Below are 11126 nucleotides of genomic sequence, written 5' to 3' on the forward strand. Positions count from 1 at the left end.
CTATGGCAGCGTGCTTGCCGGGCGTACCGCCAATATCGTCAACGCCGAGATCGCCGGCAAAGGCACGTTCTACCGCGTGCGCGTTCCGGCCCAGTCACGCAATGACGCAATCAATTTGTGCACCAGCTACAAGGCCGCCGGCGGCAACTGCTTCGTCTCGCGCTAAAGCCGGAGCCGACCATCAAAAGCCGGCGCGGTCCATCGCGCCGGCTTTTTTCATGGGGAAAGCAGATCCGGCGTTGTCCCGGATGAATCCCTGGCGATTCCCTTTGATCGCACAAAGCCCTAAACTGCCGACATGACCGAATCAAAATCCATGATCCTCGGCTGTGCCGGGAAATCGCTTACCCGCGAAGAAATCAATTTCTATCGCAATGAATGCCCGTGGGCCTTCATCCTGTTTGCGCGCAACATTGGCGAGACCGAACAGATCCGCGATCTGGTCGCCGAGATGCGGGACTGCATAGGGCGTCCGGACGCGCTGGTGTTCATCGATCAGGAAGGCGGCCGTGTGCAGCGCTTGCGACCGCCGCTGGCACCGAACTATCCCGCCGGCGGCGCGCTCGGCGCGCTGTGGCGCGACGATCATGATGCCGGCGCCCGCGCGGCCTGGCTGATGGCGCGGCTGCATGCCTTCGACCTGCTGCGCTACGGCATCACAGCCGATTGCCTGCCGGTGCTCGATGTGCCGATCGAGGGCGCCAGCGATGTCATCGGCGCGCGGGCCTATGGCAAGGATCCGCGACCGGTGATCGAGCTCGGCCGCGCAGCCGCGGAAGGGCTGATGTCGGGCGGCGTGCTGCCGGTCATGAAGCATATTCCGGGCCATGGACGTGCCTTTGCCGACACGCATTTCGAACTGCCGGTGGTCAATGCCTCGCTCAGCGATCTGCAGCGGCATGATTTCGCCCCGTTCAAGGAGCTTAGCCATCTGCCGATGGCGATGACAGCCCATGTCGTCTACAGCGCGATCGACCCCAACAATCCGGCGACCACCTCCGGCAAGGTCATCGACGAGATCATCCGGCGCGAAATCGGCTTCGACGGACTGCTGATGAGCGACGACACCTCGATGAAGGCACTTTCTGGGGATTTCCCGACAAAGGCGGCATCGATCCTTGCGGCGGGCTGCGATCTGGTCCTTCACTGCAACGGCGTTTTCGAGGAGATGGCCGGCATCGCATCGCGCACCACAGGGCTTGAGGGCACGTCGTTGGAGCGCGCCAAGCGGGCGCTGACCTATATAAAGAACCGTGACACGGTCGAAGAAACCGAAATACGTGCCGAATTCGCCACCTACTTCGATGCGGTGGCATAGCAAAGGGAAGTGACGGAGTGGCGGAGACATTGGAAAGCAAGGCCTCGAAGGCCGCACCGATGGACCGTCTGTGGGCCGAGAATGACGATTCACGCGTTACCGGCGACCCGTCGCTGGTTGTCGACGTGGCCGGCTTCGAAGGTCCGCTCGACCTGCTGCTGCATCTTGCCCGCACCCAGAAGGTCGATCTGGCTCGCATTTCGATCCTGGCGCTGGTCGAGCAATATCTGACCTTTGTCGAGACGGCGAGGGCGCTCAGGCTGGAGCTTGCCGCCGACTATCTGGTGATGGCGGCGTGGCTGGCCTTCCTCAAGTCCAAGCTCCTGATCCCCAAGCAGCCCGGCGACGAGGGCGAAAGCGGTGAGGAACTGGCGGCGGTGCTGCAGTTCCGCCTGAAGCGGCTGGAAGCCATGCGCGACGCCTCGGCGCGTCTGGTCAACCGCAACCGGCTCGGCCGCGATGTGTTCGCGCGCGGCATGCCGGAAATGGTCATCGTCGAAAAGCGTAACGCCTATTCGGCCTCGCTCTACGATCTCTTGACCGCCTATGCCCAGCAACGCCAGAAGCAGGCGATCAACAATGTGACGATCGCCAGGCGCGGTGTCTGGTCGCTCAAGGATGCGCGCGACATCCTGACCCGCCTGGTCGGGGCTGCAAGCGACTGGACGGCGCTGGAAAGTTTTCTGATCGCATACATGACCAGCCCCGAGGAGCGGCGCACGGCAATCGCCAGTTCTTTTGCGGCAACATTGGAACTGGTGCGCGACGGCACGATGGACGTGCGGCAGGATCAGACGTTCGCGCCGATCTACCTGCGCGGGCGCACGCAGGCAATCAAGGCAGTCGAGGTGGCATCATGAGCGAACGCGCCAACGCTTCGGTTATCCCGTTCAAGGTCGGCGATGCACCCGAAGAGGAGTCGCTTTCCCGGGATCCGGCCGAGCAGCTACAGAACCCGGCCGAGCGGCTGCATCTGGCCGAGGCCGTGCGCATGGCCGAGGCGATCGTGTTCGCCAGCGCCGAACCCGTCAGCGAAAAGCAGCTCGCGGCACGCCTCCCTGACGGCATCAACATTGCCCTGGCCATGGCCGAGCTGCAGCAGATCTATGCGCGGCGCGGCGTCAATCTGGTGCGTGTCGGCGACGCCTGGGCGTTCCGCACCGCCGGCGACCTGGCTTTCCTGATGAGCCGCGATACCGTCCAGCAAAGGAAGCTCTCCCGCGCGGCTCTCGAAGTGCTGGCGATCATTGCCTATCACCAGCCGGTGACGCGTGCCGAGATCGAGGACATCCGCGGCGTCGAAACCTCGAAAGGTACGCTCGACACGCTGCTGGAAACGGAATGGGTGCGCATGCGCGGCCGGCGTAAGACGCCCGGACGCCCTGTGACCTACGGTACGACGGAGACCTTCCTCGACCATTTCGCGCTGGAAGAGATTCGCGATCTTCCTGGCATGGAGGAACTGAAGGGGGCTGGACTGCTTTCGGGCCGCATGCCGTCGAATTTCTCCATTCCGCAGCCGCCGGCCGATCCCGACGCATTGACCGACGACGAGGATGCGCTGACCGACATCGATCTCGAGGAACTCGGCCTGCTGACGCCGCGCGTCACGGAAGATTGACTGGCATTGGCGGCCAACTTGATGAGGATGCGCGGATTCGTAGCGGGCGTTCCCGTCGAAAATGCGTGACATCCGTCACCCTTTCATAAACTCTGTCGCAGTTGTGTTTGAATCCCAACGCGAAAACGCATAGATCATCGCCAGGGAAAACATTCGAGAGAGATTTGCTATGGGTTCATTTTCGATTTGGCATTGGCTGATCGTGCTGGTGATCGTGCTTTTGGTGTTCGGCCGCGGCAAGATTCCCGAGCTGATGGGCGATATGGCCAAGGGTATCAAAAGCTTCAAGAAGGGCATGGCCGACGACGAGGTTGCCGAAGACAAGCGCACCGTCGAACATCGTGCCGACGAGACCGTTGCGGCCGCGAAGGAAAAAGCCAGCAAGAGCTGAGCCCAAGGTTCTAGTCGGAACAGAGTGCCATGTTTGAAGTCGGCTGGACCGAAATGCTGGTCATCGCGATCGTCATGATCGTGGTCGTCGGACCCAAGGATTTGCCCAATATGCTGCGCACCTTCGGCCGCACGACGGCGAAGCTGCGCGCCATGGCGTCCGATTTCCAGAAACAGTTCAACGAGGCGCTGAAGGAAGCCGAGCTCGACGACGTCAAGAAGTCCGTCGACGAGCTCAGGGGCATGAGCCCGATGGCTGAGATCAGGAAGCAGCTCAATCCGTTCGAACAGGCCGCGGCCGACGTTCGCTCCGGCGTCGATGCGGCGATGAAGCCGAAGCCGGCAGCCGATCCGGCAAGCTCTGTCGCTTCGACCCCGCAAACGGCCGAGCCGTTGAAGAACGGTGCAACGACCATGCCTGGCGTCAACGCGCCGGAAGCAGCGCCAGCAGCGCCGGTTTTTCCGGCAATGACCGACGAATCGGTGGTGACCTCGTCAGCGCCGGCGGAACCCGTTGCGGCGCCGAAGGCGTCCGCGGCGAAGAAACCAGCCAAGCCTGCGCCGGCAAAAGCGACGCCGGCTGCAAAAGCTTCGGCAAATGGTGCAAAGGTTGCCGCGAAGGCAGCGTCTGCGTCCAAGACGCAGGCGAAGGCCATGACGACGGCACAGCCTGAAGCGCCCAGCGCCAAGACGCCCGCTGCGGCCAACGCTGTCGCGGCCAAGACTGTAGCGACCAAGATGGGGGCGAAAGCCGAACCGAAGCTTGCAGCGGTGAAGAAGCCGGTGGCCAAGAAGACGGCGGGAGCCGCCAAGTGAGCGTTTCGGACACCGAAAAGGACGAGATCGAGAAATCGTCCGCGCCGCTGATGGAGCATCTGATCGAGTTGCGCCGGCGGCTGATCTGGTCGCTGGGCGGCTTCTTCGTTGCCTTCCTGGTCTGTTTCTTCTTCGCCAAGAAACTGTTCAACCTCCTGGTCGTGCCGTTCAAATGGGCGACGCAGTGGGCAGGGCTCGATCCGCACAAGGTCGAGCTGATCTACACGGCGCCGCAGGAATTCTTCTTCACCCAGGTCAAGCTCGCCATGTTCGGCGGCATGGTGATCGCCTTTCCGCTGATCGCCACGCAGATCTACAAGTTCATCGCGCCCGGCCTGTACAAGAACGAGCGCAACGCCTTCCTGCCGTTCCTGATCGCATCGCCGATCCTGTTCCTGATGGGCGCATCGCTGGTCTATTTCTTCTTCACGCCGATGGTGATGTGGTTCTTCCTCGCCATGCAGCAGGCCGGCACCGACGATCAGGTGCAGATTTCGCTGCTGCCGAAAGTGTCGGAATATCTCAGCCTGATCATGACGCTGATCTTCTCCTTCGGCCTGGTGTTCCAGCTGCCGGTGGTGACCAGCCTGATGACACGGGTCGGCATGCTCTCGTCCAAGGGACTGGCCGAGAAGCGCAAATGGGCGATCGTCATTGCCTTCGTCGTCGCGGCGATACTGACGCCGCCCGATCCGATGAGTCAGATCGGCCTGGCCATCCCGACCATCCTTCTCTACGAGGTGTCCATCTGGGCTGCCCGGCTGATCGAGCGCGATCGGGAAAAGCAGCGCGTGGCACGCGAGAAGCAGGGCGCGGCGGAAGAGGTGGCGGACAAAGCACCGGACGAGCCCCCGGCACCTGCCTCCTCATAGGCGACAGAGCGGCTGCAGCGGCGGAAAAACATAGTCGTCGCCCCGTCCTCTTGCATCGATCCCGGATGCGGTTTACGCCCTCTGGCTGAAACGCATCGCGCTCAAAGCGATGCGTTTCAGTTTTGTTTTGAGCATGTCGTTGTCCCAAATCGCTGTGCACTTTTGGGCGACATGCTACCCAGGAGCGTTTCAAACCATGCTTGACATCAAATGGATTCGCGACAACCCGAAGGCCCTTGTCGAGGCGCTGGTGAAGCGCTCGTGGTCGGCCGGTGAGGCGCAGTCCATGGTCGACGGACTGATCGCCTCGGACGAGGCCCGGCGCGAGCACGTCACCGAGCTGCAGACCAAGCAGGAGCGCCGCAATGCCGCGTCGAAGGAGATCGGCAACGCCATGCGTTCGGGCGATGCCGCCCTGGCCGAGACGCTGAAATCCGAAGTCGGCGAGATCAAGGTCTTCATCCAGAACGGCGAGGCGCGCGAACGCGAGCTCGACAAGGCGCTGACCGATGCGCTGGCAGTGCTTCCCAACGTGCCGTTCGACGACGTGCCTGTCGGCAAGGACGAGCACGACAATGTCGTCAAGCACCTCGTCGGCAAGGTGCCGACGCGGCCGAACTGGGTGAAGGAGCATTTTGAGATCGGCGAAGCGCTCGGCATGATGGATTTCGAGCGCGCGGCAAAGCTGTCGGGCTCGCGCTTTACGGTGCTGAAAAGCGGACTGGCCCGGATGGAACGTGCGCTCGGCCAGTTTATGCTGGACCTGCATACGACCGAACATGGCTACGAAGAAGTCATCCCGCCGTTGATGGTCAAGGACGATGTTCTGTTCGGCACCAACCAGTTGCCGAAGTTCGAGGAAGATCTGTTCTTCACGCCGCACGGGGAGGGCAGGCTTGGCCTGATTCCCACTGCCGAGGTCCCACTCACCAACCTTGTGCGTGAAGAAATCACCGCGCATGAAAAACTGCCGCTGCGCTACACCGCGCTGACGCCGTGCTTCCGCTCGGAAGCGGGTTCGGCCGGGCGCGACACGCGCGGCATGCTGCGCCAGCATCAGTTCTACAAGGTCGAGCTGGTGTCGATCACGGACCAGGAATCGTCACTTGCCGAGCATGAGCGGATGACGCAATGCGCCGAGGAAGTGCTGAAGCGGCTCGGCCTGCCGTTCCGCACCATGACGCTGTGCACCGGCGACATGGGCTTTGGCGCGCGCAAGACCTACGACATCGAGGTCTGGCTGCCCGGCCAGAACGCCTATCGCGAGATCTCGTCCTGCTCGGTGTGCGGCGATTTCCAGGCGCGCCGCATGGACGCGCGCTACAAGGACAGAGACGGCAAGGGCAACCGCTTCGTCCACACCCTCAACGGCTCGGGCACAGCCATTGGCCGCGCGCTCATCGCCGTCATCGAAAACTACCAGAACGAGGATGGCAGCGTAACCATTCCTGAAGTGCTGCGGCCTTACATGGGCGGCCTGGAAAAGATCGAAGCGAAATAATGCGTATCCTCCTGACCAATGACGACGGCATTCATGCCGAGGGCCTGGCGTCGCTCGAACGCGTCGCGCGCACGCTGTCCGACGATGTCTGGGTGGTGGCGCCCGAGCAGGACCAGTCCGGCTACGCGCATTCGCTGTCGATCTCGGAGCCGCTGCGGCTGCGCAAGATCGGCGAGAAGCATTTCGCCGTGCGCGGCACGCCGACGGATTGCGTCATCATGGGCGTCAAGAAAATCCTGCCTGGCGCACCCGACCTGATCCTGTCCGGCATCAATTCGGGCGCCAATATCGCCGATGACGTCACCTATTCGGGCACCGTCGCCGGCGCCATGGAAGGCGCGCTGCTCGGTATCCGCTCGATCGCGCTCAGCCAGGGCTACAGCTATGTCGGCGAAGATCGCGTCGTGCCCTACGAGACGACAGAGGTGCTGGCGCCGGCGCTGCTGAAGAAGCTTGTCGCGACGCCGTTGCCGGACGGCGTGCTGCTCAACGTCAATTTTCCCAATTGCACGCCCGAAGAGGTCGCCGGCACGGTGGTCACCACGCAAGGCAAGCTCGTGCACTCCCTGTGGGTCGACGAGCGCCGCGACGGGCGCGGCCTGCCATACTACTGGCTGCGCTTCGGCGGCGAGCCGGTCGAGGGCAAGCAAGGCACCGATCTCTACGCCTTGCGCAACAGGCTGGTGTCGGTGACGCCGCTGCAGCTCGATCTGACCGCGCATGAAATCCGTGACCAATTGAGCAAGGCGCTTGCATGAACCAAGGGATCGATGACCGTGAAGGTTTTGCCGCCTTTCTGCTGCGTCTGCGCGGTCGGGGGACTGTACCGAAAGCGCTGATCGCCGCCTTCGAGGCGACGCCGCGGCGCGGCTTCCTGGCGGCCCAGTTCCATCAGATCGCCTGGTCGGACCGTATGCTGCCGATCGAATGCGGCGAGGCGATCGAAGGTGCCGACATGCAGGCGGCGGTGATCGCGGCGCTCGCTATCGAGCAGGGCAACCGCGTGCTCGAGATCGGTACCGGTTCGGGCTACACCTCGGCGGTGATGTCGCGGCTGGCGGCGCGGGTCATCACCACCGATCGCTACAAGACGCTCGCCGAGCAGGCCAGGCAGCGCTTCGAGGCGCTCGGCATCGGCAATGTCATCGTGCGCCACGCCGATGGTTCCGGTGGCCTGCCGAATGAAGGGCCGTTCGATCGCATCGTTGCATGGGCGTCCTTCGACAGCCTGCCGCGTTTCCTGCTCGACCAATTGTCGAGCGGCGGCATCGTCATCGCGCCGATCGGCCCCGAAGAGGGCGAACAGGTGCTGGCCAAGCTGACCAAGGTCGGCAGCCGCTTCGAGCGTGAAGACATCGGCCTCGTTCGCCTGCAGCCGATCCTGCGCGGTGTCGCCGCTATCATCTAGCGCGCATGTCGATGTTCAGGCCGCGCCGCGTCGGGTGCGTCTTCGACCCCGGCCGGCATGACCTGAAAATCTCCCCTGGGCTCGCTCTCTAATATTTTAAGAAAAATTGCGCCGGATTCCATGGGGTTAACCGTCGAGTAACATTAACGCGCTTTAATCATGCCTAGTTTGTACCGGGTATGTGCGGGTTAGTGCGATGCAACTCAGTGTTTTGAAGACAAGCGGTCGCAATCTGGCGCGAGGCTGCGCCATACTGATGGTCGCGGGTGCTGCTGCGGGGTGCAGTTCCCAAGTTTCGCGGTTCAATGGCGTCGACGACGTCTTTACATCCTCGACCAACAATCAGCGCACCATCATCAACAAGCAGGATGCCGTACAGCAGCCTTATCCGGGCGATGTCGCCGCCGCTCCGATCGATGGCAGCCATACACAGTCGGTCAGCCGCTCCAGCCTCGATCCGGTCTCGACGCGGCCGCTGCCTCCGCCCGTTGCCCAGGCTCCCGAAGTGGCGCCGGTATCGAAGCCGGTGCGCACCGCATTGGCTCCCGCACCGCATGTCGACAGGACCACGACCGGCACCGTCGCCCCGGTGGCATCGCCTTTCAAGGTTTCGCAACCTGACGAACCCCGCGTGGCTGCTTCCGGCACTCCGCATGCAACCGAGATCGTCGTCAGGGACGGCGAAACGATCGGCGGCCTGGCGCAGCGCTACAAGGTGCCGTCCGACGTGATCATGAAGGTCAACGGGCTGAGCGCGACCAAGGGGCTGAAGACCGGCCAGAAGCTGGTCATCCCGGCCTACGCCTATTCGAGCAAGAGCGAGCCGAAGCTCGCGGATGCCAAGCCGGCGAAAGACACCAAGCACAACCTGCCGGCCACTGCGCCGGACAAAGTCGCCGTCCTGCCGCAGCAGCCGAAGCCTAGGGAGGGCAAATCCACCGCTCAGGTCGATACGTCGGCCGCCGCGAGCCAGCCCAAGGAGCCCAAGCCGCAGGTAGCCGCGGCCAAGGCGACCAATGCAGCTGGCACCTATACGGTTCAGTCGGGCGACACGCTTTCCTCGATTGCCAGGAAAACCGGTGTCGGAGTCGTTGCCATCAAGCAGGCCAACGGCATGCAGGATGGCTTGCTCAAGATCGGCCAGACCCTGAAGGTGCCGGCGGGTGGAACCGCGACCGTCGCCGCCGCCAAACCGGCCAAGGTCGATCCGGTGACGACGGCCACGACGCAGCCCGCGGCAAAGACCACGCCGTCGGAAACGCTGGCGTCCTACACGCCGCCGAAGAAGGATTCGAAGGTCATCCAGCAGGCCGAGGCCGACGATGCCGTCGCGCCTGACGCCACCGGCATCGGCAAGATGCGCTGGCCGGTGCGCGGTCGCGTGATCTCCGGTTTCGGCTCCGGCAAAGACGGCGTCGACATCGCCGTGCCCTCGGGCACACCGGTCAAGGCAGCCGAGAACGGTGTCGTCATCTATGCCGGCGACGGCCTCAAGGAATTCGGCAACACGGTGCTGGTGCGCCACGAGAATGGCCTGGTCACCGTCTACGGCCACGCCAGCTCGATCGAGGTGCAGCGCGGCCAGAAGGTCAAGCGCGGCCAGGAAATCGCGCTGTCGGGCATGAGCGGCACGACGGACTCGCCGAAGCTGCACTTCGAAGTGCGCAAGAACTCGGCCCCGGTCGATCCCTCGGGTTACCTCGAATAGAAGAAAAAAAGCAATTTGCGGGCCGTCTGACCTCCAGTCCGGCCCGCCGGCTCAGCCCGTTCCGAAAGGAGCGGGCTTTTTCAGTTTCAACGCGACGCGCCAGTCTTCAAGCTTCAAAGATGATCACGCAGAGTGTCGGCGATCATGACGTCAAGGCCGCTGGCCTTGATTCCGAGAAGCGTCTCCGCGTCGGAGGAATCGACCAGCAAGGGATTGTCGAAGAGATAGCTCATCTCGATGAGTTCATGCATGCCCAATGCTTCCATTTCGGGGATGGAATAGGAACGTGTTTCTGGAATTTCACGGTGAAGCATTGCCGCCGTCGTCAGGATGAGTTCCCGGGGTGAGGCGTGTTGCGATGGAACATGGAACGCCCGTCGCCATTTGCCCGTGTAGCGGGAAGCGGCGACCAGCGTCCTGGCCACGTCCTTCGTGAAGGACCAGGCATGAGTCGCGTCGAGGTTTCCAATGAAAGCAGTCGGCTTCCCCTCGATTATGGAGGGCAGCGCGACCAGTGAGAAAGAGCTGATCGCGCCATGTCCAAGATAATCGCTGGACCGCACTTCGACTGCCGGCACGTCCGCACGGACCGCCCGCTGCCACATGATCGTGCGGGCGGTCCCTTTCTTCGAAGTCGGATCCAGAGACAGGTCGGAGTGAAGCGGGCTATCGGCATGTTTCCCATAGCCATAGAGGTTTCCGAGAACCACAAGCTTCGCGCCGACCGCTTCCGCGGCACGCACGGTGCCGTCGATGATTGGGAAGAAGTCGGTCGGCCACCGGTGATAGGCGGCCATGGCACACATGAAAATGGCGTCGGCGTTTCGGCAGATACGCGCCAGTTCAACGGCATCGGTGGCATCGGCCTGCACCGCCCGGACGTTCCGCAACGCGTTTGAGCCGACACTCCGGCTCGTGAGAACGACGTCATGTCCTTCTTCGCCCAGAAGGCGCGCGGTCTCGTGCCCGACCGGGCCTGCTCCGACAACTACATAAAAACTCATGGCTAACCTCTCGTCCAAGCTCGATGGAGAGGCGTAGGTACATGTCCCCGGCATTGAAAATCGCGCGGGAATTGCCAATTCTTGGACAGGTTTTGCCAGGAAGCGAGAGAGCATGCATTCGCAGTCTGTTCCGGCCCGATTTCCGCCCGACGTCACAATGGCCTTCTGGCATATCGAAGCGGGCGTCCATCGTCTCTCCAGGGCGGCCCATCATCGCATCATGGTGCATGCAAGCGCGGCGACGCGTTCCTACTGCAATGAGGTTGGTCGATATTTCGTGAGGCGCGCTGGCGATATTGACCTGGTGCCCGCTGGCCAAGAGGGCGGCTTCGAGACCGAAACCCCGTTCGACACGATCGAGATCGCGTTACAACCAGCCCTGATGGAAAGGGTGGCGGCTGAGCTAGGTGGCAAGGCGCGCGCGTTGCCGCTCGACACACGTCATCTGCTTCGTGATCAGCGCATCCAACATCTCGCCCGTGCACTCG

Annotated in this window: 12 protein-coding genes and 1 pseudogene; 12 read left to right on the forward strand and 1 reads right to left on the reverse strand. The window is 62.7% G+C overall.

Translation table 11 applies throughout. From position 1 onward, the window contains the following. The 11 genes from EN939_RS39690 to EN939_RS08050 form a co-directional block, all read left to right on the forward strand. The coding region (locus EN939_RS39690; protein ID WP_164750912.1) for an SPOR domain-containing protein at positions 1–166 on the forward strand (166 nt) is incomplete at its 5' end. Between the two features lie 132 nt (positions 167–298). Further along, positions 299–1318, forward strand: a complete 1020-nt coding sequence (gene nagZ, locus EN939_RS08005) for a beta-N-acetylhexosaminidase (protein ID WP_127267596.1) — start codon at positions 299–301, stop codon at positions 1316–1318. 59 nt (positions 1319–1377) lie between these two features. Next, positions 1378–2178, forward strand: a complete 801-nt coding sequence (locus tag EN939_RS08010) for a segregation and condensation protein A (protein ID WP_050596706.1) — start codon at positions 1378–1380, stop codon at positions 2176–2178. Beyond that, the gene (gene scpB, locus EN939_RS08015; protein WP_127267597.1) at positions 2175–2939 is read left to right on the forward strand and encodes an SMC-Scp complex subunit ScpB; all 765 of its coding nucleotides are present in this window, start codon (positions 2175–2177) and stop codon (positions 2937–2939) included. The genes EN939_RS08010 and scpB overlap by 4 nt, the downstream gene beginning before the upstream one ends. Before the next feature lie 169 nt (positions 2940–3108). Beyond that, positions 3109–3330, forward strand: coding sequence for a twin-arginine translocase TatA/TatE family subunit (locus EN939_RS08020; protein ID WP_023812188.1), 222 nt, complete (start codon positions 3109–3111; stop codon positions 3328–3330). Positions 3331–3359: 29 nt separating this feature from the next. Then, the gene (gene tatB / locus EN939_RS08025) at positions 3360–4145 is read left to right on the forward strand and encodes a Sec-independent protein translocase protein TatB (protein WP_127267598.1); all 786 of its coding nucleotides are present in this window, start codon (positions 3360–3362) and stop codon (positions 4143–4145) included. Then, a complete protein-coding gene (gene tatC, locus EN939_RS08030) occupies positions 4142–5017 on the forward strand; it encodes a twin-arginine translocase subunit TatC (protein ID WP_127267599.1) in 876 nt (291 codons plus the stop codon). The genes tatB and tatC overlap by 4 nt, the downstream gene beginning before the upstream one ends. 196 nt (positions 5018–5213) lie before the next feature. Beyond that, positions 5214–6518 (forward strand): serine--tRNA ligase, encoded by a 1305-nt coding sequence (gene serS, locus EN939_RS08035; RefSeq protein WP_127267600.1) that lies wholly within the window; start codon positions 5214–5216, stop codon positions 6516–6518. Further along, entirely contained in the window at positions 6518–7276 is a 759-nt protein-coding gene (surE, locus tag EN939_RS08040) for a 5'/3'-nucleotidase SurE (RefSeq protein ID WP_023812184.1), read from the forward strand. Before serS ends, surE begins: the two co-directional genes overlap by 1 nt. Next, positions 7273–7926, forward strand: coding sequence for a protein-L-isoaspartate(D-aspartate) O-methyltransferase (locus EN939_RS08045; RefSeq protein ID WP_127267601.1), 654 nt, complete (start codon positions 7273–7275; stop codon positions 7924–7926). Before surE ends, EN939_RS08045 begins: the two co-directional genes overlap by 4 nt. A 196-nt stretch (positions 7927–8122) precedes the next feature. Further along, on the forward strand, positions 8123–9634 hold the full coding sequence (locus EN939_RS08050) for a peptidoglycan DD-metalloendopeptidase family protein (RefSeq protein ID WP_127267602.1): 1512 nt from the start codon (positions 8123–8125) through the stop codon (positions 9632–9634). A 113-nt stretch (positions 9635–9747) separates the two neighbouring features. Here EN939_RS08050 and EN939_RS08055 read toward each other — a convergent pair whose 3' ends face one another. Continuing rightward, on the reverse strand, positions 9748–10638 hold the full coding sequence (locus EN939_RS08055; protein WP_127267603.1) for an NAD-dependent epimerase/dehydratase family protein: 891 nt from the start codon (positions 10636–10638) through the stop codon (positions 9748–9750). 112 nt (positions 10639–10750) lie between these two features. Here EN939_RS08055 and EN939_RS08060 point away from each other — a divergent pair. Next, positions 10751–11126: pseudogene (locus EN939_RS08060) on the forward strand (AraC family transcriptional regulator); the annotation flags it as partial.

It is taken from the genome of Mesorhizobium sp. M7A.F.Ca.CA.002.05.1.1 (assembly GCF_003998335.1).
In the GTDB taxonomy this organism is placed as follows: Bacteria; Pseudomonadota; Alphaproteobacteria; order Rhizobiales; family Rhizobiaceae; genus Mesorhizobium.